General features: G+C 73.3%; 21 protein-coding genes. 9 read left to right on the top strand and 12 right to left on the bottom strand.

Features of this window, described 5'->3' with window-relative positions; genetic code table 11:
* Positions 1-53: 53 nt before the first annotated feature.
* The 4 genes from ACIPW5_RS36735 to ssd are packed head-to-tail and all read right to left on the bottom strand — an operon-like array spanning position 54 to position 3980.
* Complete coding sequence (locus ACIPW5_RS36735; RefSeq protein ID WP_401254853.1) at positions 54-827, bottom strand: type II secretion system F family protein; 774 nt, start codon at positions 825-827, stop codon at positions 54-56.
* On the bottom strand, positions 827-1711 hold the full coding sequence (locus tag ACIPW5_RS36730; RefSeq protein ID WP_401254850.1) for a type II secretion system F family protein: 885 nt from the start codon (positions 1709-1711) through the stop codon (positions 827-829). Before ACIPW5_RS36730 ends, ACIPW5_RS36735 begins: the two co-directional genes overlap by 1 nt.
* Positions 1708-2856 carry a TadA family conjugal transfer-associated ATPase gene (locus tag ACIPW5_RS36725; RefSeq protein WP_401254847.1) on the bottom strand — a complete coding sequence of 383 codons (1149 nt, stop codon included), beginning with the start codon at positions 2854-2856 and terminating at the stop codon, positions 1708-1710. Before ACIPW5_RS36725 ends, ACIPW5_RS36730 begins: the two co-directional genes overlap by 4 nt.
* Positions 2853-3980 carry a septum site-determining protein Ssd gene (gene ssd, locus ACIPW5_RS36720; protein ID WP_401254915.1) on the bottom strand — a complete coding sequence of 376 codons (1128 nt, stop codon included), beginning with the start codon at positions 3978-3980 and terminating at the stop codon, positions 2853-2855. Before ssd ends, ACIPW5_RS36725 begins: the two co-directional genes overlap by 4 nt.
* A gap of 489 nt (positions 3981-4469) precedes the next feature.
* Between ssd and ACIPW5_RS36715 the strand changes: the two genes are divergently transcribed.
* Positions 4470-5339, top strand: a complete 870-nt coding sequence (locus ACIPW5_RS36715; RefSeq protein WP_401254845.1) for an HAD family hydrolase — start codon at positions 4470-4472, stop codon at positions 5337-5339.
* 461 nt (positions 5340-5800) lie between these two features.
* On the opposite strand, the gene ACIPW5_RS36710 is transcribed toward ACIPW5_RS36715, so the two are convergent.
* On the bottom strand, positions 5801-6664 hold the full coding sequence (locus ACIPW5_RS36710; protein WP_401254842.1) for an oxidoreductase: 864 nt from the start codon (positions 6662-6664) through the stop codon (positions 5801-5803).
* Between the two features lie 109 nt (positions 6665-6773).
* On the opposite strand from ACIPW5_RS36710, the gene ACIPW5_RS36705 reads away from it, so the two are divergent.
* The gene (locus ACIPW5_RS36705) at positions 6774-7787 is read left to right on the top strand and encodes an ATP-binding protein (protein ID WP_401254839.1); all 1014 of its coding nucleotides are present in this window, start codon (positions 6774-6776) and stop codon (positions 7785-7787) included.
* On the opposite strand, the gene ACIPW5_RS36700 is transcribed toward ACIPW5_RS36705, so the two are convergent.
* The gene (locus tag ACIPW5_RS36700) at positions 7744-9057 is read right to left on the bottom strand and encodes a hypothetical protein (protein ID WP_401254837.1); all 1314 of its coding nucleotides are present in this window, start codon (positions 9055-9057) and stop codon (positions 7744-7746) included. The two genes, ACIPW5_RS36705 and ACIPW5_RS36700, sit on opposite strands and share 44 nt — an antisense overlap.
* Before the next feature lie 235 nt (positions 9058-9292).
* Between ACIPW5_RS36700 and ACIPW5_RS36695 the strand changes: the two genes are divergently transcribed.
* The 5 genes from ACIPW5_RS36695 (at position 9293) to ACIPW5_RS36675 (ending at position 17262) form a co-directional block, all read left to right on the top strand.
* Entirely contained in the window at positions 9293-11896 is a 2604-nt protein-coding gene (locus tag ACIPW5_RS36695; protein ID WP_401254834.1) for a bifunctional SulP family inorganic anion transporter/carbonic anhydrase, read from the top strand.
* 266 nt (positions 11897-12162) lie between these two features.
* Entirely contained in the window at positions 12163-14118 is a 1956-nt protein-coding gene (gene acs / locus ACIPW5_RS36690; protein WP_401254831.1) for an acetate--CoA ligase, read from the top strand.
* Positions 14119-14347: 229 nt separating this feature from the next.
* Positions 14348-15793 (top strand): Na+/H+ antiporter NhaA, encoded by a 1446-nt coding sequence (nhaA, locus tag ACIPW5_RS36685; RefSeq protein ID WP_401254828.1) that lies wholly within the window; start codon positions 14348-14350, stop codon positions 15791-15793.
* A gap of 54 nt (positions 15794-15847) precedes the next feature.
* Positions 15848-16306 (top strand): phage holin family protein, encoded by a 459-nt coding sequence (locus ACIPW5_RS36680; protein ID WP_401254826.1) that lies wholly within the window; start codon positions 15848-15850, stop codon positions 16304-16306.
* Positions 16303-17262 (top strand): alpha/beta fold hydrolase, encoded by a 960-nt coding sequence (locus ACIPW5_RS36675; protein WP_401254824.1) that lies wholly within the window; start codon positions 16303-16305, stop codon positions 17260-17262. The genes ACIPW5_RS36680 and ACIPW5_RS36675 overlap by 4 nt, the downstream gene beginning before the upstream one ends.
* A 413-nt stretch (positions 17263-17675) precedes the next feature.
* Here the strand turns inward: ACIPW5_RS36675 and ACIPW5_RS36670 are convergent, their stop codons facing one another.
* The 3 genes from ACIPW5_RS36670 to nth all read right to left on the bottom strand — a co-directional run bounded on the left by ACIPW5_RS36670 (position 17676) and on the right by nth (position 20615).
* Positions 17676-18878: a MarP family serine protease gene (locus ACIPW5_RS36670; protein ID WP_401254912.1), complete on the bottom strand. Its 1203-nt coding sequence runs from the start codon at positions 18876-18878 to the stop codon at positions 17676-17678.
* Between the two features lie 13 nt (positions 18879-18891).
* The gene (locus ACIPW5_RS36665) at positions 18892-19608 is read right to left on the bottom strand and encodes an NUDIX hydrolase (RefSeq protein WP_401254821.1); all 717 of its coding nucleotides are present in this window, start codon (positions 19606-19608) and stop codon (positions 18892-18894) included.
* A 143-nt stretch (positions 19609-19751) separates the two neighbouring features.
* On the bottom strand, positions 19752-20615 hold the full coding sequence (gene nth / locus ACIPW5_RS36660) for an endonuclease III (protein ID WP_401254819.1): 864 nt from the start codon (positions 20613-20615) through the stop codon (positions 19752-19754).
* Positions 20616-20865: 250 nt separating this feature from the next.
* On the opposite strand from nth, the gene ACIPW5_RS36655 reads away from it, so the two are divergent.
* Positions 20866-21540, top strand: a complete 675-nt coding sequence (locus tag ACIPW5_RS36655) for a Crp/Fnr family transcriptional regulator (protein WP_007264960.1) — start codon at positions 20866-20868, stop codon at positions 21538-21540.
* Positions 21541-21674: 134 nt separating this feature from the next.
* Positions 21675-22478, top strand: coding sequence for a nucleotidyltransferase domain-containing protein (locus ACIPW5_RS36650; RefSeq protein ID WP_401254816.1), 804 nt, complete (start codon positions 21675-21677; stop codon positions 22476-22478).
* Here ACIPW5_RS36650 and ACIPW5_RS36645 read toward each other — a convergent pair.
* Genes ACIPW5_RS36645 through ACIPW5_RS36635 form a run of 3 tightly spaced genes read right to left on the bottom strand, consistent with a single transcriptional unit; the run spans position 22475 to position 24536 of the window.
* A complete protein-coding gene (locus ACIPW5_RS36645) occupies positions 22475-22789 on the bottom strand; it encodes a hypothetical protein (protein WP_401254814.1) in 315 nt (104 codons plus the stop codon). The genes ACIPW5_RS36650 and ACIPW5_RS36645 overlap by 4 nt on opposite strands.
* Positions 22786-23631, bottom strand: a complete 846-nt coding sequence (locus ACIPW5_RS36640; RefSeq protein WP_401254811.1) for an MBL fold metallo-hydrolase — start codon at positions 23629-23631, stop codon at positions 22786-22788. Before ACIPW5_RS36640 ends, ACIPW5_RS36645 begins: the two co-directional genes overlap by 4 nt.
* The gene (locus ACIPW5_RS36635) at positions 23628-24536 is read right to left on the bottom strand and encodes an NUDIX hydrolase (protein ID WP_401254808.1); all 909 of its coding nucleotides are present in this window, start codon (positions 24534-24536) and stop codon (positions 23628-23630) included. The genes ACIPW5_RS36640 and ACIPW5_RS36635 overlap by 4 nt, the downstream gene beginning before the upstream one ends.
* Between the last annotated feature and the right edge of the window lie 233 nt (positions 24537-24769).

Below are 24769 nucleotides of genomic sequence, written 5' to 3'. Positions count from 1 at the left end.
ACGTTCTTGATCTGATTTCAGTTTTTCGATTCAGCCGGTCGGGCCGGTGCTCCTCACCGCTGCGACAGCAGCCCCGAGGCCATTCCGATCACCACCGGCGCCACCCCGACCGCGAGGAACGCGGGGAGGAAGCACAGCCCGACCGGAGCGGTGACGAGCACCGCCGCCCGCTGCGCCCGGGCACCCGCCCGCCGGGAGCGGTCCGCCCTCAGGGCCGCCGCCAGCCGGGAGACCGGCTCGGCGGCCGGCGCCCCGGTCCGCGCGGCGCGCTCCAGGCACTCCGCCAGCCCCCGCGCCCCCGGCAGCTCCGCCAACCTCCCCCACGCGGCCCCCGGTTCGCCGCCGAGGCGCAGCTCCGCACCCGCGAGCGCCAGCCGCTTCCCCACCGGGCCGCCCAGCGACTCCCCGACCACCTCGGCCGCCTCCACCGGCCCCGCCCCCGCCGCGAGACAGGCCGCCAGCAGGTCCGCCGCGAACGGCAACTGCCCCTCGGCCTCCCGCACATCGGGGCCGGTGGGCGGCCGGGCCCGGGCGAGCAGCCACCGCACCGCGAACGCCGCCGCGCACCCGGCGAGGATCCCCGGTACCCCGCCGATCAGCAGCCAGCCCGCCGGCAGCGCCCCGGCGGGCGCCGCCCAGGACAGTGCCGCGGCCCGGAACCCCGGACCCGGCACCGGCCGCCGCACCGGCCCGGCCCGGAAGAGCACCGCGGTCCTGCGCCGGACCGCCCGCCGCCCCAGCCGCGCCACCACCGCCGAGGCCGGCCACCACACCAGCGCCGCCGCGCACAGCGCCGTCCCCAGCCTGTGGACCGCGGGGCCGTCCATCACCGCTCCCCCGTCCGCACGATCCGCCGGCACCACAGCAGCCCCAGTACCTCCAGCAGCCCGCCGGCCAGCAGGCAGCCCCACCCGACCGGGGAGTGCAGCAGTACCCGGAGCGGATCCGCCCCCAGCGCGGTGCCCATCAGCAGGCCCACCAGCGGCAGCAGCGCGAGCACCACCGTCGTGGACCTGGCCCCCGCCAGCTGGGCCCGCAGCAACTCCTCCCGGTCCCGCTCGGCCCGCAACGCCCCTTCCAGCCGGTCGAGTCCGGCCGCCAGGCCCGCGCCCCCGTCCACCGAGACCCGCCAGCAGGCCGCCATCCCGGCCAGCCCGCGCGCACCGGGCTCCCGGGCCGCCTCGTGCAGGGCTCCGGCCACGTCCCCGCCGAACGCGGCGGCGGCCAGCACCCCTGCCTCCGCCGCCCCGGGACCCCCCGGGCCGGCCACCGTGCGCCGCACCGCCACGGTCAGGGCCCTCCCCGGCTGGGCGCCGGCCCGCAGCTCCCCGACGACGGCCCCGCACAGCTCCACGACCCCCGCCGCGCGGGCGGCACGCACCCGCTCCCGCTCCCTGGCCCGCAGCCAGCGCCGCAGCAGCGGCACCGAGGCCGCGCCGAGCAGCAGCGGGACCACCGACCCGCCCGCCAAGGCGACCAGCAGCCCGGCCGCCGGACCGGCCCACTCCCGCCACCGAGCGGCGCGTACCCGCAGCGCGGCCGCCAGCCGCCGGCCGGGCGCCGGCCCGCCCGGAACCAGCGGGCCGCCCCCGGCCAGGACCAGCCGGGCCCGCCGGGGCGGCCGCTCGCCCCCCGCCAGCCCCCAGGCCGCCGCCCCGGCGCACAGCACCCCGGCGAACACGGGCACCGACCCGAGCGCCCCGGCGTTCACCGCGCACCCCCCAGCAGCGGGGCGAGCCGCGCCCAGCCGGCCTCCCGCAGGAAGCCGCGCGGCCCCCAGCGCAGCGCGGGGACGGTGACCACCAGCCCGGCCGGGTCCCGCTCCAGCACGTGCACCTCGGCCACCCGCCGCCGCCCGGACCGGTCCCGGACCAGGTGGACGACCAGGTTCAGCGCGGCCGCCAACTGGCTGTGCAGGGCGGCCCGGTCGAGCCCCGCGGCCGTCCCGAGCGCCTCCAGCCGGGCCGGGACGTGCCCCGCGGCATTGGCGTGCACCGTGCCGCAGCCGCCTTCGTGCCCGGTGTTCAGGGCGGCCAGCAGGTCGGCCACCTCCGCACCCCGCACCTCGCCGACCACCAGCCGGTCGGGCCGCATCCGCAGGGCCTGGCGGACCAGGTCGGCGAGGGTGACCTGCCCAGCGCCCTCCTGGTTCGCGGGCCGGGTCTCCAGCCGGACCACATGGGGGTGGTCGGGGCGCAGCTCGGCGGAGTCCTCGGCGAGCACGATCCGCTCACCGGGCCCGACCAGCCCCAGCAGGGCGCTGAGCAGGGTGGTCTTCCCCGTCCCGGTCCCGCCGGAGACGAGGAACGACAGCCGGGCCTCGACCATCGCCTTCAGCAGCCGCTGCCCGCCCGGCGGGAGGGTCCCGGCGGCGACCAGCTCGTCCAGCGTGAAGGCCTTCGGCCGGACCACACGCAGCGACAGGCACGCCGATCCGACGGCCACGGGAGGCAGCACGGCGTGCAGCCGGGTGCCGTCCGGCAGCCGGGCGTCCACCCAGGGCCGGGCGTCGTCCAGCCGCCGCCCGGCGACGGCGGCCAGCCGCTGGGCCAGCCTGCGCACGGCCTCGGCGTCGGCGAAGGCGACCGGGGTCAGCTCCAGCCCGCCGCCCCGGTCCACCCACACCCGGTCCGGGGCGGCCACCAGCACGTCGGTGACGGCGGGGTCGGCGAGCAGCGGCTCCAGCGGCCCCGCGCCGACCAGCTCGGACCGCAACTCGGCAGCCACCCCCAGCACTTCGGCGTCCCCGAGGAGCCGCCCCTGGGCCCGCAGGGCCGCCGCGACCCGGGCGGGCGTGGGCTCGGCCCCGCTCTCGGCGAGGTGCTGGCGCACCGCGTCCAGCAGCACCGCGCTCATGCCGGCACCCCCTGGACGGAGCCGAGCGCCCGCTGCCAGAAGCCGTCGCAGAAGCGGGCCAGCATGCCCCGCGCGCCCGGCGGTTCCCCCTCGGCCACCCTCCCCGGGAGCCCCACCTCGACCGGTACCTCCCCGGCCAGCGGTGCCCCCAGCAGCCCCGCCACGGCTTCGGCGTCGAGCCCGTCGGGACAGCGGCCCCGCACGACCACGCGGACGTCCCGGGCCACCATCCGCACCCCGGCGGCGACCCGCCCCGCCGCGGCCACCGACCGCAGCCCGCCCGGCACCACGAGCAGCACGAGGTCCAGTTGGGCCAGCACCTCCGCCACGGCCTCGTCCACCCGTCGGGGCAGGTCGACCACGACGACCCCGCCGCGCCTGCGGGCGGCGGCCACGACCGACCGCATCGCGGCGGGCGGCACCACCACCCGCTCCCCGCGGTCCCAGCTCAGCACCCGCAGCGCGTGCAGTTCGGGCAGGGACTCCTCCAGGGCCCCGGCGCCGACGCGGCCGCGCGAGGCGGCGAAGTCGGGCCATCGCAGCCCCTCGGCGCTCTCGCCGCCGAGCAGGACGTCCATGCCCCCGCCGAGCGGGTCGGCGTCGATGAGGATGGTGCGCTCACCGCCCTTGGCGGCCCGCAGGGCGAGCGCGCAGGCGAGGGTGGACGCCCCGGCGCCGCCGCTGCCGCCGATCACCCCGACGGCCAGCGCGGGCCGCCCCGCGCCTTCCGCCACATCGGCGATGCGGTCGACGAGCGCGCCCTCGGCGTCGGGCAGGCGCAGGACCGCCTGGGCGCCGATCTCCACCGCCCGCCGCCATACGGAGGGGTCGCCGAGGTCCCGGCCGACGAGGTACACCCCGTCCCGGCGCGGCGCCCCACGCACCCGGCGGGCGGCGTCGTCGCCGACCAGCACGAGGGGTGCGGTCTCCCACCCCGCGGCCTGCGCCCCGGCTCCGCCGTGCTCGGGCACCGCGTGGTGCACGTGCGGCTCGGCGCCCGCGGCGGCGCACAGCCGCAGCAGGTCGTCGAGGAGCAGCGGGTCCTCGGTGACGATCAGCGGGCGGCCGCCGCCGGGTGCGGTGCCCCCGGCACGGACCGGGGGCCCTCCCCCACCGGCCACCACGGGTGCCTGGGCTTCACACGACTTCGATCCAGCCACGATCTCCGCCTCCTTCTCACCGCAAATCCACGAGCCGCGGACTTCGCGGCTGGATTCACGGTGGAGGGATCCGGAAAAAGAAGTGGATCTTGCTCGAAAGCTGTGGACAACAAGGCGCCTGTGAATAACTCCGCCACACCATCAGGTGAGTTCCACAGCGCTGCGGAACAACTACGCAGCGTCACGAGTTCGGAGGAGTGAAGGCCTGAGGTCGACGGGCCCATCGAGGAGGGAGGGCCGGGATGAAGGTCGCCGGAGACCGGGTGAAGGGGACGCAAACCGCGTCCGGACATGCGACGACCCCCGCCGGGGGGGAGAGCGGGGGTCGTCCCCACGGTCCGACTCGGGGGGGGAGGAGCCAGACCGGGTTAGCACGGTCGCGAACGATCCGTGACTTCCATGGTGTACCCGAGAGCCTTCTCAGGCAAACCCACGCGCCACACCTTACGCCGAATGGTGGGCGCATATGCTCGGGTCGTGGAAAATCAGCCCTTGCCGCACTCGTTGCCTCGGACCGCCGCCTTCTTCGACCTGGACAAGACGGTCATTGCGAAGTCGAGCGCTCTGACGTTCAGCAAGTCCTTCTACCGGGGCGGCCTGATCAACCGCCGCGCCGTGCTGCGGACCGCCTACACCCAGTTCATCTTCCTGGCCGGCGGCGCCGACCACGACCAGATGGAGCGGATGCGGGAGTACCTGTCCGCCCTCTGCAAGGGGTGGAACGTCCAGCAGGTCCGGGAGATCGTCGCCGAAGCACTGCACGACCTGATCGACCCGATCATCTACGACGAGGCCGCGTCCCTCATCGAGGCCCACCACACGGCCGGCCGCGACGTGGTGATCGTGTCGAGCTCCGGCGCCGAAGTCGTCGAGCCCATCGGCGAGATGCTCGGCGCGGACCGGATCGTCGCCACCCGGATGGTGGTCGGCGAGGACGGCTGCTTCACCGGGGAGATCGAGTACTACGCCTACGGCCCCACGAAGGCGGAGGCCGTGCGCGAGCTCGCCGAGTCCGAGGGGTACGACCTCGCGCGGTGCTACGCGTACAGCGACTCGATCACCGACGTGCCGATGCTGGAGGCCGTGGGACACCCGCACGCCGTCAATCCCGACCGTGCGCTGCGGCGCGAGGCCGTCGCGCGGGAGTGGCCGGTCCTCGTGTTCAACCGGCCGGTGCGGCTGAAGCAGCGCCTGCCCGGGCTCTCGATGCCGGCCCGGCCCGCCCTCGTCGCGGCGGCGGCGGTCGGCGCCGCCGCCGCCACCGCAGGGCTCGTCTGGTACGCGAGCCGCCGCCGCGCGGGCGCCTCCGCCTCCTCGGCCTGACCGTCCCGGGGCGGGCTCCCGCCCGCCCCGCCCACACCCCGGCAGCCCTCGGCGACGCCCGTCGACCCGTCCCGACCTGGGGCGATATGCGGTGTCCGGTTCGCCCGCACTCACCCCGGAAAGTAAAGAACTCCGGCCAGGGGTTTCGCTCGGCACCGAAGCGGAGTACAAAGGAGTCACGGCCCGCGAGACCAAAGAACATCCGAGAGGATCATCTTTAAAACGCAGTAAGGCCCACGGACCGAAGCAGGAACGCCGAGCACCCACGCGACGTCGACCCGTCGATTACGGGCCAGCCGCACCAGGCCACGGGCAAAGTTCCCGGCCTGATGGGCAACCATCGAGGACGCTTGGTAACTGGGCGTGAATGCCAGCGGCGACACCAGAGCAGTACGGTGTCGCCGCAACCCTGTGCCCGGCCTGAAACGCAGCCGGGCCCCCCTGGCCCCCGGCCCGAGCGGTCAGGCCGCGCCGCGCTGGAGCGCCTCGCACACCGCGGTCGACTCGCGCACACCGAGCTCGATGGCGCGGCCGCAGTGCCGGATCCACTCCGCCATCCCCTCCGCGGTGCCGGAGACGTACCCCTCGAAGGCCTTCAGATAGGCCTCCGCCCCCTGCTCCGCGTGGCCGACCTCCGCCGGGCAGATCGCCTTCGGGTCCAGCCCGCTGTTGATCAGCACGATCCGCTCGGCCGCTCGCGCCACCAGTCCGTTGTACGAGGCGAAGGGCCGCAGGGCGAGCAGCTCCCCGTGCACCACCGCGGCCGTGACCAGCGCCGGAGCGGACCCGCCCGCGATCACCAGCCGGGACAGCCCGTCCAGCCGGCCCGCGACCTCCTCGGCGCTCGGGAGCGGCAGGTCCACCAGGGGCTCGTCCACCGGCTCGCCCGCCAGCCGGGGCCTGCCGACCACGTCGCCGACGCCGGCGGCCCCCGCCGCAGCGGTCCCGGCCAGCCCGGCGGCCCCGGTCGCCCCGCACGCGACGAGGTGCAGGCGCGCCAGGACCCGCATCGGCGACTGGCGCCAGATGCTCAGCAGCTGCCCGGCCTCCGCCGTCAGTCGCAGCGCGGCGCCCACCGTGCGCGCCTCGTCCTCCGCCCCGAAGTCGGTGCGCCGACGCACCTCCTCCAGCGCCCAGTCGGCACCGGAGAGCGCCGCGCTGCCCCGGGCGCCGCGCAGGGCGGCCTCCGAGGTGATCTCTCCGCTGCGCCGGCGCATCACCCGGTGCCCGTAGACGCGGTCCACGGCCTTGCGTACGGAATCCACGGACTCCGCGACCCCCGGCAGGGATCCGAGGGCCGCCAGCGGGTCAGAAGCGCTACTCATAAGTAGGGAGCCTACGCACTCCGCACCCATAGCACCGACCCCTCCTTGGAGTGGTCTTCTTCACTCACCTCGACCACTCCGCGCAGTCGACCCACTACGCTTGGTGAACATGAAGATCGCTTTCGTGGGAAAGGGCGGCAGCGGGAAGACCACGCTGTCCTCCCTCTTCATCCGCCACCTCGCAGCCAATGAAGCACCCGTCGTCGCGGTGGACGCCGACATCAACCAGCACCTCGGGGCCGCGCTCGGGCTCACCGACGAAGAGGCCGCCGCGCTGCCCGCCCTGGGTGCGCACCTGCCCCTGATCAAGGAGTACCTGCGCGGCTCCAACCCGCGCATCGCCTCGGCCGACAGCATGATCAAGACCACGCCGCCCGGCGCCGGCTCGCGCCTGCTGCGCATCACCGAGGAGAACCCGGTCTACGAGGCCTGTGCGCGCACGCTCCCGCTCGACGCCGGGGACTCCGTACGGCTGATGGCGACGGGCCCGTTCACCGAGTCCGACCTGGGCGTGGCCTGTTACCACTCGAAGGTCGGCGCGGTCGAGCTCTGCCTCAACCACCTGGTCGACGGCGCGGACGAGTACGTCGTCGTCGACATGACGGCCGGGTCCGACTCCTTCGCGTCCGGCATGTTCACCCGCTTCGACGTGACCTTCCTCGTCGCCGAGCCGACCCGCAAGGGCGTCTCGGTCTACCGCCAGTACAAGGAGTACGCCCGGGACTTCGGTGTGGCGCTCAAGGTGGTCGGCAACAAGGTGCAGGGCCCGGAGGACATCGAGTTCCTCCAGGACGAGGTGGGCGAGGACCTGCTCGTCACCTTCGGCCACTCCGACTGGGTGCGGGCGATGGAGCGGGGCCGCCCGGCCGCGTTCGACCTGCTGGAGGCGAGCAACCGGCTCGCGCTCCAGGCGCTCCAGGACGCCGCGGAGGACTCCTACGCGCACCGCGACTGGGGGAAGTACACCGAGCAGATGGTGCACTTCCACCTGCGCAACGCCGAGAGCTGGGGGAACGCCAAGACCGGGGTCGACCTGGCGGACCAGGTCGACCCCGCCTTCGTCCTCCACGAGGCCCTGGTCAGCCCTCGTCCTGCTCCGCTGCCCGCTCCTCAGCCGGCTTGACCTTGTCCGCACCCGACGGGGCGGCCGGGGCCGCCGGCGGCCCCGCGGTGAGGAACTTCGTCCAGCCCTCCTTCGGCGCCTCGCCGACGTCGAGGGTCCGCATCCACTCCAGCGTCTTCGGGTTCTGGACGTCCAGCCAGCCGGCCAGTTCCCGGAAGGGGACGCACCGCACCTCCGGCTTGGTGCACATGTCCTTGATGGACTCCTCGACGGCCCGCATGTAGGTGCCGCCGTTCCACGACTCGAAGTGGTTGCCGATGATCAGCGGTGCGCGGTTGCCCTGGTAGGCGCGGTCGAAGGCCTGCCGCAGGCCGTCGCGCATCTGGTCGCCCCAGTACTGGTGCTGCGAGGGGTCGCCCTGCGTGGTCGTGCCGGACTGGTTGACCATGTAGTTGTAGTCCATGCTCAGCGTGTCGAAGGCACGGCCGGGCATGGGCACCAGCTGGAGCGGCAGGTCCCAGAGCCCGTCCGTCTTCTTGGGCCAGATCTGCTTGCTGATGCCGCTGGAGTCGTAGCGGAACCCCATGTCCTTGGCCGCGAGCATGAAGTTCTTCTGGCCTTCGAGGCAGGGGGTGCGGGCCCCGATCAGCTCCTTGTCGTAGTCGAAGGGGAGCGGGGCCATGTCCTTCAGGCCCGCGTTCGTCTTCCAGTTCTTGACGAACGACTTGGCCTGGTTGATCTCGCTCTTCCACTCCGCCACCGACCAGGTGCCGACGCCGCCGTCGGGGCCGCAGAAGTGGCCGTTGAAGTGGGTACCGATCTCGTTGCCCTCCAGCCAGGCCGCGCGGACCTGGGTGGCGGTGTCCTTGATGCCCTGGAGGTCCCCGAAGCCGATGTCGGACAGGCCCGAGGAGTGCTGCGGTGCGGTGTAGAGGGAACGCTTCTCCTCCGGCAGCAGGTACACACCGCTGAGGAAGTACGTCATCCGGGCGTTGTACTGCTTGCCCACCTCGCGGAAGTGCGAGAACAGCTTCTGGCTGTCCTCGCCCGCGCCGTCCCACGAGAACACCACGAACTGCGGGGGCTTCTCGCCGGGTTTCAGCTTCTGTGGCACCTGCACGTTCGGCTGCGAGCCGGTGTAGGCCGTCGAGCCGTCGCCGATGAGGCGGTTGAGGCTGCCGGGAGCGTCCGGGGCGGCGGGCCCCTTCCTCGCGTTCTGGCCGCCGGGGGCCCCGGTGCCGGCCGGCCCGGAACCGCTGCACCCGGCTGCGCACAGGACCAGGGCCGTGGCGACCAGGCCGCCGGCGATCTTCTTCGTGGCGGCGATCATCCGCACACCTCTCCCTCGCAGTTCCATCGCGGGACGTTTCGCGACGCAACGTCCCATGCGGTCCGCTTTTCGGAAGGTGTGACAAGCCAGACAAAATACTTATTCATCCTTGCGCGCTAATTTCTAGGCCATTTGCCCCCATTTCCCACCACTGTTCTTTACTCTCCATTACCGTTCATTTACCGAGTGTTGAGACTCCCGCCGCTCCATCCCTCCCCAGAGGAGACGGGAACCCATGACAGCCACCACCCCAGCCGCATCCCCGGCCGCGACCCCGGCCCCGACCGGCCCGCAGAGGCGAAGTCCGCTCAAGGACCTCCCCGCGGACCTGTCCGCGTCCGCCGCCGTCTTCCTCATCGCCCTGCCGCTCTCCCTCGGCATCGCGCTGGCCACCGGCGCCCCGCTGCAGGCGGGACTGGTGGCCGCGGCCGTGGGCGGGATCGTGGCGGGCCGGTTCGGCGGAGCACCCCTCCAGGTGAGCGGGCCGGCCGCCGGACTCACCGTCGTGACCGCCGAGTTGATCCAGCGCTACGGCTGGCGCACCACCTGCGCCATCACCGTGCTCGCCGGCGTCTGCCAGCTCGGGCTGGCACTCCTGCGCACCGCCCGGTCGGCGCTCATGGTGAGCCCGGCCATCGTGCACGGAATGCTCGCGGGCATCGGCGTGACCATCGCCCTGGCCCAGCTGCACATCGTGCTCGGCGGCAGCCCGCAGAGCTCCGCCGTGGCCAACGTCCTCGGACTGCCGGCCCAGTTGGCCGATCCCCATCCGGCCGCCCTCGGGGTGAGCGCGCTGACCCTGTGCGTACTGCTGGGCTGGAGCAGGCTGCCCGGACGGGTGGGCCGCGCCCTGCGCAAGGTGCCCGCCGCGCTCGCGGCCGTCGCCACCGCCACCGCCTTCGCGGCGCTGGCCGGGCTCGCCCTGCCCCGGGTCGACCTGCCGTCCTGGAGCAGCCACGCCCTGCCGGAGCTGCCCCAGGGGCCGGTGCTCGGCCTGATCGCCGCCGTCCTGACCATCACGCTGGTCGGCAGCGTGGAGTCGCTGCTGTCCTCGGTCGCCACCGACAAGCTGATCGCCGCCGAGCGCGGTACGGACAACCGCCCGCCCCGCGCCGACCTCGACCGCGAACTGCGCGGCCAGGGCGCGGCGAACATCGTCTCCGGGATGCTGGGCGGACTGCCCATCACGGGCGTGGCCGTGCGGAGCGTGGCGAATGTGAAGTCGGGTGCCGTCAGCCGAAAATCAGCCATGTTCCACGGGCTGTGGGTGGTGCTCGCGGCGGGGCTCCTCGTCCCCGTCCTGGACCTCATCCCGCTCGCGGCGCTGGCCGCCCTGGTGATGTTCGTCGGCATCCAGATGGTCAGCATCACGCACCTGCGTACGGTCCGCCGGCACGGGGAGGTGCTGGTCTACGCGACGACCATCGCCGCCGTGGTGCTGGGCGGGGTGCTGGAGGGCGTGGCCGTCGGGATCGCGGTCGCCGTGGCGCTGGCCCTGCGCCGGCTCGCCCGGACCCGGATCACGCTGGACGAGGCGGACGGCGTCCACCAGGTCCGTGCCTGCGGCCAGTTGACCTTCCTCGCCGTCCCCCGGCTGAGCCGGGTGCTGAGCCAGGTCCCGCACGGCGGGCACGTGGTGGTCGAGCTGGACGGCTCGTTCATGGACCACGCCGCCTACGAGGCCCTGCACGACTGGCAGAACTCGCACCTGGCGCACGGCGGATCGCTGGAACTCACCGGCCCGGGCGGGCGCGCCCTCGCGGGCACCGGTCCGGACGCGGAAGCGGGCCGGGATGCGGACGGGGGCGGGGAAGCGGCCACCGGCGCGGACTCCGGCCCGGGCACATACGCCCCCGCCGATCACGGCCGGGCCGGCTCCGGTTCCGGCGCGGGCACGAGTGCGGGCGTGGGCTCGGGCTCGGGCTCGGGCTCGGGCTCGGGCTCGGGCTCGGGCTCGGGCTCGGGCTCGGGCTCGGGCTCGGGCCACCAGCGGACCGACTCCGGGCGCGGGGCGCACCACTGCTGCCGGCCCTGGACGCCCTGGCAGAACCACTGCGACCACCGCACGGCACACGCCCCCGCCCCCGCGGCGGGCCCCGGCGGCACGACCGGGCTTACGATCCCCAGCGCGTCCGGAGCCCCGGCCGCCGAGCAGGAGTTCCGCCGGCCCGGAGCCGGTCAACTGGCGAGCGGGATCAGCGCCTTCCAGCGGGACACCGCCCCGCACGTCCGGGACGAGCTGGCCCGGCTGGCCCGTGAGGGGCAGCGCCCCTCGCAGCTCTTCCTGACCTGTGCGGACTCCCGTCTGGTCACCAGCATGATCACGGCGAGCGGTCCGGGCGACCTCTTCACCGTCCGCAACGTGGGCAACCTCGTCCCGCTGCCCGGCGCCGAGGCCGCCGACGACTCGGTCGCCGCGGCCATCGAGTACGCCGTGGACGTGCTCAAGGTCGCCAGCATCACGGTGTGCGGGCACTCGGGCTGCGGGGCCATGCAGGCCCTGCTGAACTCCCACGCGGAAACCCCGGTCACCCCCCTCACGCGCTGGCTGCGGCACGGCCTGCCCAGCCTGGAGCGGATGGGCAGCCGGCACCACGCCTGGGCCCGGATCTCCGGGCGGCTCCCGGCGGACGCAGTGGAACAGCTCTGCCTGACCAACGTGGTGCAGCAGCTGGAGCACCTGCGGGCCCACGAATCGGTGGCCCGCAGGCTCGCCGAGGGCACGCTGGAGCTGCACGGGATGTACTTCCACGTGGGCGAGGCGCAGGCCTATCTGCTGTCCGAGGGCGAGGACTTCTTCGACTGTCGGGTTTTCGACAGCGTCGGCCAGACCGTTTGATCCACGGGCGGCTCGAACCGATAGCCTCCCGTATCCGTGCAAGCTGTTGGCCCCTTCCCGCACCCTGCAGCGGGAGGGGGCCATTCGTACGCCGTGGAAACGCTCGTGGACCTGCTCCGGGACCTGCACCGCGACCCTCCCGGTCGTGATATAGGTCTAAACCAATTTTCGGCTACCCCTTGTCACCTGGGCATCCGACTGATGAGCTATGCCCGGAGACACAGCTATGCCCGGGGACAACGGAAACTCTGGGAAAGGGAGATGTCGTGAGCACTGACAGCCTGGCCAACCTGCTCAAGGAGGAGCGGCGGTTCGCACCGCCTGCCGATCTGGCCGCCGCCGCCAACGTGACCGAGGCGGCGTACGCACAGGCCGACGCGGACCGGCTGGGCTTCTGGGCCGAGCAGGCCCGCCGGCTGAGCTGGGACACGGAGCCCACCCAGACGCTCGACTGGAGCAACCCGCCCTTCGCCAAGTGGTTCGCGGACGGCAAGCTGAACGTCGCGTACAACTGCGTGGACCGGCACGTGGAGGCCGGCAACGGCGACCGCGTCGCCCTCCACTTCGAGGGCGAGCCCGGCGACAGCCGCTCGATCACCTACGCCCAGCTCAAGGACGAGGTGTCCCAGGCCGCCAACGCCCTCACCGAGCTCGGTGTGCAGGCCGGCGACCGGGTCGCCGTCTACCTGCCGATGATCCCCGAGGCGGTCGTCGCAATGCTCGCGTGCGCCCGCGTCGGCGCCGCGCACTCGGTGGTCTTCGGCGGCTTCTCCGCCGACGCCGTCGCCTCCCGCATCCAGGACGCCGACGCCAAGCTGGTGATCACCGCCGACGGCGGCTACCGCCGCGGCAAGCCCAGCGCCCTCAAGCCCGCCATCGACGAGGCGGTCACCAAGTGTCCGCAGGTCGAGCACGTCCTCGTCGTGCGCCGCACCGGCCAGGACACCGCCTTCACCGAGGGCCGCGACGTCTGGTGGCACGACCTGGTCGGCCGCCAGTCCACGGAGCACACCCCGCAGGCCTTCGACGCCGAGCACCCGCTGTTCATCCTGTACACCTCGGGCACCACGGGTAAGCCGAAGGGCATCCTGCACACCTCGGGCGGCTACCTCACGCAGGCCTCGTACACCCACCACGCCGTCTTCGACCTCAAGCCGGAGACCGACGTCTACTGGTGCACCGCCGACATCGGCTGGGTGACCGGGCACTCGTACATCGTCTACGGGCCGCTCGCCAACGGCGCCACCCAGGTGATGTACGAGGGCACGCCGGACACCCCGCACCAGGGCCGGTTCTGGGAGGTCGTGCAGAAGTACGGCGTCACCATCCTCTACACGGCGCCCACGGCCATCCGCACGTTCATGAAGTGGGGCGACGACATCCCCGCGAAGTTCGACCTGTCGAGCCTGCGCGTGCTGGGCTCGGTCGGCGAGCCGATCAACCCCGAGGCCTGGGTCTGGTACCGCAAGCACATCGGCGGCGACCGCTGCCCGATCGTGGACACCTGGTGGCAGACCGAGACCGGCGCCATGATGATCTCCCCGCTGCCGGGCGTCACCGCGACCAAGCCCGGATCGGCGCAGCGCGCGCTGCCCGGCATCTCGGCCACCGTCGTCGACGACGAGGCCCACGAGGTTCCGAACGGCGGGGGCGGCTACCTGGTCCTCACCGAGCCGTGGCCGTCGATGCTGCGCACCATCTGGGGTGACGACCAGCGGTTCATCGACACCTACTGGTCGCGCTTCGAGGGCAAGTACTTCGCGGGCGACGGCGCCAAGAAGGACGACGACGGCGACATCTGGCTGCTCGGCCGGGTCGACGACGTCATGCTCGTCTCGGGCCACAACATCTCCACGACCGAGGTCGAGTCGGCACTCGTCTCGCACCCCTCGGTCGCCGAGGCGGCCGTGGTCGGCGCGGCCGACGAGACCACCGGCCAGGCCATCGTGGCCTTCGTGATCCTGCGCGGCTCCGCCTCGGAGACCGAGGGCCTGGTCGCCGAGCTGCGCAACCACGTCGGCGCCACCCTCGGCCCGATCGCGAAGCCGAAGCGGATCCTGCTGGTGGCGGAGCTGCCGAAGACCCGCTCGGGCAAGATCATGCGCCGTCTGCTGCGCGACGTGGCCGAGAACCGCCAGGTCGGCGACGTCACCACGCTGGCCGACTCCTCGGTGATGGACCTGATCCAGACGAAGCTGCCCAGCTCCTCCGACGAGGACTGACCGGCAGCGGGCCATCCGAGCCCACGGGGGCGTCCGGCGCACAACGCGCCGGACGCCCTCCGCGCGTTTAGGGTGAAGATCACCCGATATGGCCGAACGGTCCCCGCACACAACAGACCCTGTAAAATATGAAAAGCGTCAAGATTTGACGTCCTAAGTCTCAGGGTGCGCCGGGAAGTCTGGTCGGCAACTGCATGTGTCATGCCGTCGACCGACCGGAGGTGCCCCCGTGGCAGCGCCCACCACCCGCCACAAACTGCTCGGCCGCCTCTCCCTGCCCGAGCGCCGCTTCGTCGCCAACGCCCTGCGCACGGAGACCGTCGGCGGCGTCCTGCTGCTGGTGGCCGCGATCGCCGCCCTCCTGTGGGCGAACATCCCCGCCGTCTCGGCGAGCTACGACAGCGTCCGCTCCTTCCACATAGGCCCCGCATCCCTCGGCCTGGACCTCTCCCTCCAGCACTGGGCGGCCGACGGACTGCTCGCCGTCTTCTTCTTCGTCGCGGGCATCGAGCTCAAGCGCGAACTCGTCGCGGGCGACCTGCGCGACCCCAAGGCGGCCGCCCTCCCGGTGATCGCCGCGATCTGCGGCATGGCGGTACCCGCACTCGTCTACCTGCTGGTCAACACCCTGGGGAGCGGCTCGACCGACGGCTGGGCCGTCCCGACCGCCACCGACATCGCCTTCGCCCTCGCCGTCCTCGCGGTCATCGGAACCTCGCTGCCCTCCGCGCTGCGCGCCTTCCTGCTGACCCTGGCCGTGGTCGACGACCTGTTCGCCATCCTGATCATCGCCGTGTTCTTCACCAGCGACCTGAACTTCGCGGCGCTCGGCGGGGCCGTCGCGGGCCTGGTGCTGTTCTGGTTCCTGCTGCGTGCCGGCGTCCGCGGCTGGTACGTCTACGTCCCGCTCGCCCTGGCCATCTGGGGCCTGATGTACAACAGCGGCGTCCACGCCACCATCGCCGGCGTGGCCATGGGCCTGATGCTCCGCTGCACCCGCCGGGAAGGCGAACAGCACTCCCCCGGCGAGCACATCGAGCACCTGGTGCGTCCCCTGTCCGCCGGGCTGGCGGTCCCGCTCTTCGCCCTCTTCTCCGCCGGCGTCTCCCTTTCGGACGAATCCATCGCACAGGTCTTCACCCGCCCCGAGACCCTCGGCGTGGTGCTCGGACTCGTCGTCGGCAAGGCCGTCGGCATCTTCGGCGGCACCTGGCTGGCCGCCCGCTTCACCCGGGCCGAGCTCAACGAGGACCTCGCCTGGCCCGACGTGCTCGCCGTGGCCTCGCTCGCCGGAATCGGCTTCACCGTCTCCCTGCTGATCGGCGAACTCGCCTTCGCCGGGGACGCGGTCCTCACCGACGAGGTCAAGGCCGCCGTGCTGATCGGCTCCCTCATCGCGGCGATCATCGCGAGCGTCCTGCTCAAGCTGCGCAACCGCAGGTACCGGGCCCTGACGGAGGCCGAGGAGCGCGACGAGGACAGCGACGGGATCCCGGACATCTACGAGCAGGACAACCCGGACTACCACCTGCGGATGGCGCGGATCCACGAGGAGAAGGCCGCCGAACACCGCCGCAGGGCCGAAGCCGCGGCCCGCGAACGGGCCCGGGAGACGGAGCCCGCCGCAGGCGAAGCGGCGGGCGGGTCCAGCGCCCGCGCCGACCGTCCGGCATGATCTGAGGGACGACGGAGGACAGCCGCCGGCAGACGACGACAGAGGGAGACAGAGATGAGCGCAGTGGACCAAGGGGCTCCGGGAGCCGAGCGCACACTCGGCCAGCTGGTCGCCGCGGCCACCGCCGAGATGTCCGCCCTGGTGCACGACGAGATCGCCCTCGCCAAGGTCGAGATCAAGCAGGACGTCAAGCGCGCGGGCATCGGCAGCGGCGCCGCGATCGCGGCGGGCGTGCTCCTGCTCTTCTCCCTCCCCGTACTGAGCTTCGCCGCGGCCTACGGCATCCACAACCTCGGTCTCGGGCTGGCCTGGTCCTTCCTCATCGTCGGCGTCGCCTTCTGGCTGATCGCGGGCCTGGTCGGGCTCCTGGCGGTGGCGAAGTTCAAGAAGATCAAGCCGCCGGTGAAGACCATGGACTCCGTCAAGCAGACCGCCGCGCTGGTGGGAACCGTCAAGCCGCACCCGCGGCCGGTGAGTGACCAGGCTGTGGGTGTGGCACGCTCGTCCTCATGACAGCGTCCTCGGCCGACTCCGCGCCTCCGCCCACCGCCGCCACGGCGGTACGGCTCGACCTGCCCGGCGGGCGGGCGGTGACGCACCGGGACGTCGCCGCGAACGGCGCCCGCTTCCACGTCGCGGAGGTCGGTGACGGGCCGCTGGTGCTGCTGCTGCACGGGTTCCCGCAGTTCTGGTGGACCTGGCGGCACCAGCTGACCGCCCTCGCGGACGCCGGATACCGGGCGGTGGCCATGGACCTGCGCGGGGTGGGCGGCAGCGACCGCACCCCGCGCGGCTACGACCCGGCGAACCTGGCGCTCGACATCACCGGGGTCATCCGGTCCCTCGGCGAGCCGGACGCCGCCCTCGTCGGACACGACCTGGGCGGCTACCTCGCCTGGACGGCGGCCGTGATGCGGCCCAAGCTGGTGCGCCGGCTGGTCGTCTCCTCCATGCCGCACCCGCGCCGCTGGCGCTCGGCGATGATGGCCGACTTCGGCCAGACCCGGGCGAGTTCCCACATCTGGGGGTTCCAGCGGCCGCTCATCCCCGAGCGGCAGCTCGTCGCCGACGACGGCGCCCTCGTCGCGGAGCTGATCCGGGACTGGTCCGGGCCGATGCTCCCGGAGGACGCCGATCTGGACGTGTACCGGCGGGCCATGTGCATCCCGTCCACCGCGCACTGCTCGGTCGAGCCCTACCGCTGGATGATGCGGTCGATGGCCCGCCCGGACGGACTCCAGTTCTACCGGCGGATGAAGCGGCCCCTGCGGGTGCCCACGCTCCACCTGCACGGCTCGCTGGACCCGGTGATGCGCACGCGCAGCGCGGCCGGCTCCGGGGAGTACGTCGAAGCCCCGTACCGCTGGCGGCTCTTCGACGGCCTGGGGCACTTCCCGCACGAGGAGGACCCGGACGGCTTCACCGCCGAGCTGCTGAACTGGCTCGGGGACCCCGAGCCCGACCGCTGACGTCCCGTCCGCGCCGTGCGGACGGGACGCGCCGCCTGACGGACCGTCCGCACACCGCCTGACGGACCGCCAGTGGGCTCGTACGACGGTCTTACGGGCATTCAATTGCCCGGCGCATAGGCCAATTGGCCGCCCCGGACGGGGTTACGGACCTTGGACCCCGGGCACAGCTCGTTGTATGGGCTGGACGCACGACCACGGTGACACCGCACGCGAACGCCGCTCGGCCAGGGTGCCGGGTACGCACGACAGGACCGGCCGGGACGGCCACGACCCCCGGCTCGGGATTCCGCGCATCCTCCGCCGCCGCGCCCGCTGGGTCTCGGCGCGGCTGCGCCATCCACGCATGTAGGAGCAGCCGGTGACGCGCCCTGGAGCGGCGCCCCGCCGGCCGGTACGCGAGCGCGTACCGGTCAGAGGGCGCAGCCCTGGGTGTCCACCCGGCGCTCGGCGGTCTTCCCGGTGCGGATGTCGTCGCGGATCTCGTCCGCCGTCAGGGCGTAGCCGGTGTTCGGGTCGTCGAGCGACTTCGCGAAGACGACCCCGTACACCTTGCCCTCGGGCGTCAGCAGCGGGCCGCCGGAGTTGCCCTGGCGGACGGTCGCGTACAGCGAGTACACGTCGCGGCGGACGGTGCCCCGGTGGTAGATGTCCGGGCCGTTGGCGTTGATCCGGCCGCGGACACGGGCCGCGCGGACGTCGTAGGCGCCGTTTTCCGGGAAGCCGGCGACGATCGCGTCGCTGCTGCTCGTCGCGTCCTTGTCGGTGAACTCCAGCACCGGGGCCTTCAGCTTGGGCACGTCCAGGACGGCGATGTCGCGCTCCCAGTCGTAGAGCACGACCTTGCCGTCGTAGAGCTTGCCCTCGCCGCCGATCTGCACGGTCGGCTCGACGACCCCGCCGACGACGTGGGCGTTGGTCATCACCTTGCCCGGCGCGAAGACGAAGCCGGTGCCCTCCAGGACCTTGCTGCAACTGGGCGCGGTGCCGACGACCTTCACGATCGAGAGCTTGGCCTGCTGGGCGACCCCGCTGCGAGCGAGCGCCGGGTCGGGGGCCTTCACCTCGGTGATCGGCTCGTTCGAGAACGGACTGAAGACCTGCGGGAAGCCGTTGCGGGCGAGGGTGGAGCTGAGGTCGGAGAACCAGGTCTCGGCCTGGGCCGGCAGCACCCGGGAAACCCCCAGGAGGACCTTGGAGTTGCGGACCTCCCTGCCCACGGTGGGCAGCGCGGTCTGGGCCACCAGCAGGCCGATCAGCCAGGCCACCAGCAGCATCGCCATCACGTTGACCAGGGCGCCGCCGGTCGCGTCGAGCGCGCGCGCCGGCGACCAGGTGATGTGGCGGCGCAGCCGGCTGCCGAGGTGGGTGGTCAGCGCCTGTCCGATGGAGGCGCAGATGATGATGACGACGACGGTGATCACCACCACGGTGGTGGACACCTGGGTGCCGTTCTCCGTGACCCGGTCCCAGATCAGGGGCAGCAGGGACACGGCGATGAGGCCACCGCCCAGGAAGCCGATCACCGACAGGATGCCGACGACGAACCCCTGGCGGTAGCCGACGATCGCGAACCACACGGCGGCGACCAGCAACAGGATGTCCAGCACGTTCACGAGGGTCACCGTCTCATGCGTGCCAGTCGAGCGGGACGTGACGTGAGCGGTCCCACGGTCGCTCCCATCCCGAGAAGTGCAGGATCCGGTCGATCACACCGGCGGTGAAACCCCAGACCAGGGCCGATTCCACGGTGAATCCGGGCCCTTCGTGCCCGCGCGGGTGGACCACCGTGACCCGGTGGGCGGGGTCCGTGAGATCCGCCACGGGCACCGTGAAGACCCGGGCCGTCTCCGCCGGGTCCACCGCGCCGACCGGCGAGGGCTCGCGCCACCAGCCGAGCACCGGGGTCACCACGAACTCGCTGACCGGGATGTAGAGGCGCGGCAGCACCCCGAAGAGCTGGACTCCGGCCGGGTCCAGCCCGGTCTCCTCCTCCGCCTCGCGCAGGGCGGCGCGCAGCGGGCCGGTGGTGTGCGGGTCGCCGTCCTCCGGGTCGAGGGCGCCGCCGGGGAAGGAGGGCTGTCCGGCGTGTGAGCGCAGGCTGCCCGCGCGCTCCTGGAGCAGCAGCTCCGGGCCGCGCTGGCCCTCGCCGAAGAGGATCAGCACGGCGGACTGGCGGCCCCGGCCGTCCTCCGGGGGCAGGAAGCGGCTGAGCTGGCGCGGCCGGACGCTCCGGGCGGCCGCCGCGACGGGGGCGAGCCAGTCGGGCAGGCCGTCCGTCGTGAGGGCCGGGGCGTCTCCCGCGCGGGCGGCTGCCGTGGTCTCGTCCTGCGTACCGCGCGTCATGGGCACCCCTGTCCGCATTCCTTCGTCAACACCGTCTCCCACACCGCTGAACGCGGTCCGGTTCCCGATTCGTTCCGGCGGGGGCGCGGGGGCCCCGCGCCGCACGCCCCCGCCGCGCCCCCGCCGCCCGCTGCGGCCCGCGCTCAGAGCTCCGTACGGGCTCCCAGCGGCAGCGCCGGGAGGCCCGGGTAGTCGGGGGGCGGGGTCAGGCGCTGGCCCGGCTGGCCGCCCTTCTCGTACTTCAGCAGCTTCTGCGCCTTCTCCGGGTCCGTTTCGCCCTCCCCGTAGGCCGGGCAGAGCGGGGCGATGGGGCAGGCGCCGCAGGCGGGCTTGCGGGCGTGGCAGATCCGGCGGCCGTGGAAGACGACGCGGTGGGACAGCATCGTCCACTCGCTCTTGGGGAAGATCGCACAGATCTCCGCCTCGACCTTCTCCGGGTCCTCCTGCTCGGTCCACTTGAAGCGGCGCACCAGCCGCCCGAAGTGCGTGTCGACGGTGATCCCGGGGACCCCGAAGGCATTGCCGAGCACCACGTTGGCCGTCTTGCGGCCGACTCCGGGGAGGGTGACGAGGTCCTCGATCCGGCCGGGCACCTCGCCGCCGAAGTCGTCGCGCAGCGCCTGCGAGAGGCCGAGCAGGGACTTCGCCTTCGCCCGGAAGAACCCGGTCGGCCGGATGATCTCCTCCAGGTCCTCGGGCGCCGCCGCGGCCATGTCCTCGGGGGTCGGGTAGGCGGCGAAGAGGGCCGGGGTCGTCTGGTTCACGCGCAGGTCGGTGGTCTGCGCGGAGAGGACGGTCGCGACCAGGAGCTCGAAGGGATTGCGGAAGTCCAGCTCCGGATGGGCGTACGGGTACACCTCGGCGAGCTCGCGGTTGATGCGGCGGGCCCGGCGGACCATCGCGAGGCGCGATTCCGGCTTCGCCGCCACCGGTTTCTTGGCCGAACCTTTGCCCAAGGGGACAGGTCGCACCTTTTCGGACGCCTTCACAGGGGGCTGTTCGCCCACAGCTGAATTCCGGGTCGCCGTCACTCCTGCGGACCCCTTGGCCTGTGCTCTCACCGGCTTATTGGACACCCGGCCAGCCTAAGGCCGGGCGCCGACACCCGCCCGGACCTCAGGTAACACCACCCCGATCGGCCTCTCGCCGCACAGCACGCCCATCCGTCCGGCATCCTTGTGATTGATCGCACTGTTTGAGCCGTCCGGCAAAATGGGGAGCGGTCCCCACTGGCTGGTCGACATAGGAGAGAGACTCGTGGACGACGTTCTGCGGCGCGCCCCGCTCTTCGCGGCGCTCGATGACGAGCAGGCCGCGGAGCTCCGCGCCTCCATGGCCGAGGTGACCCTCGCACGCGGCGACGCCCTGTTCCACGAGGGCGACCCCGGCGACCGGCTGTACGTCGTGACCGAGGGCAAGGTGAAGCTCCACCGCACCTCCCCCGACGGCCGCGAGAACATGCTGGCCGTCCTCGGTCCCGGCGAGCTGATCGGCGAGCTGTCGCTGTTCGACCCGGGCCCGCGCACCGCCACCGCCACCGCGCTGACCGAGGTCAAGCTCCTCGGCCTCGGCCACGGTGACCTCCAGCCGTGGCTGAACGCCCGGCCCGAGGTCGCGACCGCGCTGCTGCGCGCCGTCGCCCGGCGCCTGCGCAAGACCAACGACCAGATGTCCGACCTGGTCTTCTCCGACGTTCCCGGCCGTGTCGCGCGGGCGCTCCTCGACCTGTCGCGCCGCTTCGGCGTGCAGTCGGAGGAGGGCATCCACGTCGTCCACGACCTCACCCAGGAGGAGCTGGCGCAGCTCGTCGGTGCCTCCCGCGAGACCGTGAACAAGGCCCTGGCCGACTTCGCGGGCCGCGGCTGGCTGCGCCTGGAGGCGCGCGCCGTGATCCTGCTGGACGTGGAGCGGCTCGCCAAGCGCTCCCGCTGAGCCCATCGGGCCGTTGTCGCGGAGGGGCCCCGTCCGGGTGCGGACGGGGCCCCTCCGCGCGTCGTGGGGGCACGGCACGGGCTCCCGCCCTCAAATACCGGCCGGTCAGGGCCGGGGCCGTGCACAGTGGGGCCATGGAGCACAGAGGGCTGGACGCGGACGGGTACTTCGAGCGGGAGGGCTCCCTCGGGCGGATCGGGCCCGAGTTCGCGGACCTGGTCGCGGCCGCGCGGGCCCGGCTCGCGGAGGCGTACGGGCGCCGGCTGCACAGCGCCTACCTCTACGGCTCCGTGCCGCGCGGGACGGCCCGGCCGGGCCTCAGCGACCTCGACCTGCTGATCGCCCTGCACCGGGAGCCGGGCGACGAGGATCGGGACACCGCCGAGGTGCTGGGCCGGGGACTCGACCAGGACTTCCCGCAGGTCGACGGCGTCGGCATCCTGCTGTACGGCAAGGAGCGGCTGCTGAGCGAGCAGGAACGTTACGACCTGGGCTGGTTCCTCGCCTGCCTGTGCACCCCGCTGCTCGGCGACGACCTGGCCGAGCACCTGCCCCGGTACCGGCCCGGCAGCCTGCTCGCCCGGGAGGCCAACGGCGACCTGGCAGCCCTGCTCCCGCAATGGAGGGCCCGGTTCGAGGCCGCCTCGGAGCCCGCCGAGTACCGCAGGATGAACCGGTTCTTCTCACGCCACCTGGTGCGGACCGCGTTCACCCTGGTCATGCCCCGGTGGGGCGGCTGGACCAGCGACCTCGCCGAGTCCGCCGAGGTCTTCGGCGCGTACTACCCGGAGCGGGCGGCCCAGCTGCGGCGGGCGGCCGCCGTGGCACTGCACCCGGTCGACGACCCGGCCGTGGCACGGGCCTACCTCGACGACCTCGGGCCGTGGCTCGCGGACGAGTACACGGCCCGCCACGGCACGAAGACCCCGCGGGACTAGCCCTGGGCGGCGGCGGGCGCTCCGACGGCCTCCAGGGCGTCCACGGCCCGCTTGGCCTCCGCCAGGCCCGCACCCGTGATCTGCCGGTAGACCTTGATCGCCGAAACGGTGCGGCCCTCGCGCACCAGGGCGCGCACCTCGTCCATCCCGGCCGGCTCCGGCTCCTCGATGCCGAAGTGCTCCAGGACCAGGCCCAGCCTGCGCTCCAGCCGGTCGGCCTTGTCCTCCAGGGCCCGCACCTTGAGGTTCAGGGTCGAGGTGATCCAGCCGGCCACCGCGACCAGCGCGAGCGCCAGGAAAAGCGTGTTCATTCAGGTCCCCCCGGAATCAGTCCGTGATCACGAAGGTACTCCAGCTGCGCCCGTACGGACCACGTGGCGGCCGGCCACAGGGAGCGGTCCACGTCCGCGTAGACCCGGGCGACGACGGCCTCGGCCGTGGTCAGCCCGTTCTCCACGGCCGTCTCCACCTGGGCGAGGCGGTGGGCGCGGTGGGCGAGGTAGAACTCGACGGCCCCCTGCGCGTCGTCCAGGACCGGCCCGTGGCCCGGGAGGACCGTGTGGACCCCGTCGTCGACGGTCAGGGAACGCAGCCGGCGCAGGGAGTCCAGGTAGTCGCCGAGCCGTCCGTCGGGGTGCGCGACGACGGTGGTGCCGCGGCCGAGGATCGTGTCCCCGGTCAGCACGGCCCGGTCGGCCGGCAGGTGGAAGCAGAGCGAGTCCGCGGTGTGGCCGGGGGTGCCCACCACGCGCAGCTCCAGGCCGCCGGTGCGGATGACGTTCCCGGCCGCCAGGCCCTCGTCGCCGAGGCGCTGCGCGGGGTCGAGGGCGCGGACCTTCGTACCGGTGAGCTCGGCGAAGCGGCCGGCGCCCTCGGCGTGGTCGGGGTGGCCGTGGGTGAGGAGCGTCAGCGCGACCCGCTTGCCGGCCTGCTCGGCGGCGGCGATGACGGCCTTCAGGTGCCCCTCGTCCAAGGGGCCCGGGTCGATGACCACGGCCAGCTCGGAGCCGGGCTCGGAGACCAGCCACGTGTTGGTGCCGTCCAGGGTCATCGCCGACGGGTTCGGGGCCAGGACGTTGACCGCGCGGGCCGTGGCCTGCCCGGAAGTGACGATTCCGCGGGGCTGGCCGGGGAGGGCTGCGGCATCGGTCATGCGGGGCCTCCCGGGCGCACTCGCTTCGTGAACTCGTCGTGCCCCGGCCAGCTGAGCACCAGTACGCCGTCCTCCAGCTCGGCCCGCGCCAGAACGGGGGCCAGGTCCTGGCCGCCGGCCGCGGCGAGCGCGTCGGCGGCGCTCCCGTACGGCTCCAGGGAGCGCAGGGTGGAGATGGTCGGCGGCATCATCAGCAGCTCGCCCTTGTCGTACCCGTCGGCGGCGTCCGCGGGGCGGATCCAGACGGTCCGGTCGGCCTCGGTGGAGGCGTTGCGGGTGCGCTGCCCCTCCGGGAGGGCGGCGACGAAGAACCACGTGTCGTACCGGCGCGGCTCGAACTCCGGGGTGATCCACCGGGCCCACGCCCCGAGCAGGTCGGAGCGCAGCAGCAGGCGGCGCCGGTCGAGGAACTCGGCGAAGGACAGCTCGCGCGCCACGAGGGCCTCGCGGTCGGCCTCCCAGTCGTCACCGGTGGTGTCGCCGACGACCGTGTCCGGGGTCTCCCCCGCGAGCAGCACCCCGGCCTCCTCGAAGGTCTCCCGCACGGCACCGCAGACGATCGCCTGCGCGGTGGCGGCGTCCGTCCCGAGGCGCTGCGCCCAGAGGTCCAGGCCGGGTCCGGCCCAGCCGATGCGGTGATCCTCGTCACGGGGGTCGACGCCGCCGCCGGGGTAGGCGTACGCGCCGCCGGCGAAGGCCATCGAGGAACGGCGGCGGAGCATGTGCACGGCGGGGCCCGCGGGGGTGTCGCGCAGCAGCATCACGGTGGCGGCGCGTCTGGGTTCCACCGGGGTGAGGGCCCCGTCCGCGAGCGCGCGGATGCGGTCGGGCCACTCCGGCGGGTACCACTGCCCTCCGGCGGGCGGCTGGCTGGGCGAGGGCTGACCGTGCTGACCATTCGGCATGGCGGGATGCTACGGCCATCCGGCCCGATGTTCGAGGCCCCTGCCCTGGCCGGGCGGATCTTGGACCCCCGCCCCTGCCCTGGCCGGGCGATGGTGCGGGGTGCGGGTGGGGGCCGCTGCGCGGGCTGCTCCCCGCCCCGCCCTTCGCCCGTTCCCCGGGCTGCGCCCGGACCCCTTCTGGGGGCTCCGCCCCCAGACCCCCGCGCCTCAAACGCCGGCGAGGCTGATTTCAG

This window comes from Streptomyces sp. NPDC090077 (assembly GCF_044747545.1).
Taxonomy (GTDB): Bacteria; Actinomycetota; Actinomycetes; order Streptomycetales; family Streptomycetaceae; genus Streptomyces.
Note: the sequence above shows the minus strand (reverse complement) of the source record. Positions and strands in the feature narration are given on the sequence as shown.

What these genes read in the sequence shown, in the direction of transcription:
- ACIPW5_RS36735 (WP_401254853.1), bottom strand. Translation starts at nt 827, where the DNA reads ATGGACGGCCCCGCGGTCCACAGGCTGGGGACGGCGCTGTGCGCGGCG.
- ACIPW5_RS36725 (WP_401254847.1), bottom strand. Translation starts at nt 2,856, where the DNA reads ATGAGCGCGGTGCTGCTGGACGCGGTGCGCCAGCACCTCGCCGAGAGC.
- ACIPW5_RS36715 (WP_401254845.1), top strand. Translation starts at nt 4,470, where the DNA reads ATGGTGGGCGCATATGCTCGGGTCGTGGAAAATCAGCCCTTGCCGCAC.
- ACIPW5_RS36710 (WP_401254842.1), bottom strand. Translation starts at nt 6,664, where the DNA reads ATGAGTAGCGCTTCTGACCCGCTGGCGGCCCTCGGATCCCTGCCGGGG.
- ACIPW5_RS36705 (WP_401254839.1), top strand. Translation starts at nt 6,774, where the DNA reads ATGAAGATCGCTTTCGTGGGAAAGGGCGGCAGCGGGAAGACCACGCTG.
- ACIPW5_RS36700 (WP_401254837.1), bottom strand. Translation starts at nt 9,057, where the DNA reads ATGATCGCCGCCACGAAGAAGATCGCCGGCGGCCTGGTCGCCACGGCC.
- ACIPW5_RS36695 (WP_401254834.1), top strand. Translation starts at nt 9,293, where the DNA reads ATGACAGCCACCACCCCAGCCGCATCCCCGGCCGCGACCCCGGCCCCG.
- ACIPW5_RS36680 (WP_401254826.1), top strand. Translation starts at nt 15,848, where the DNA reads ATGAGCGCAGTGGACCAAGGGGCTCCGGGAGCCGAGCGCACACTCGGC.
- ACIPW5_RS36675 (WP_401254824.1), top strand. Translation starts at nt 16,303, where the DNA reads ATGACAGCGTCCTCGGCCGACTCCGCGCCTCCGCCCACCGCCGCCACG.
- ACIPW5_RS36665 (WP_401254821.1), bottom strand. Translation starts at nt 19,608, where the DNA reads ATGACGCGCGGTACGCAGGACGAGACCACGGCAGCCGCCCGCGCGGGA.
- ACIPW5_RS36650 (WP_401254816.1), top strand. Translation starts at nt 21,675, where the DNA reads ATGGAGCACAGAGGGCTGGACGCGGACGGGTACTTCGAGCGGGAGGGC.
- ACIPW5_RS36645 (WP_401254814.1), bottom strand. Translation starts at nt 22,789, where the DNA reads ATGAACACGCTTTTCCTGGCGCTCGCGCTGGTCGCGGTGGCCGGCTGG.
- ACIPW5_RS36640 (WP_401254811.1), bottom strand. Translation starts at nt 23,631, where the DNA reads ATGACCGATGCCGCAGCCCTCCCCGGCCAGCCCCGCGGAATCGTCACT.
- ACIPW5_RS36635 (WP_401254808.1), bottom strand. Translation starts at nt 24,536, where the DNA reads ATGCCGAATGGTCAGCACGGTCAGCCCTCGCCCAGCCAGCCGCCCGCC.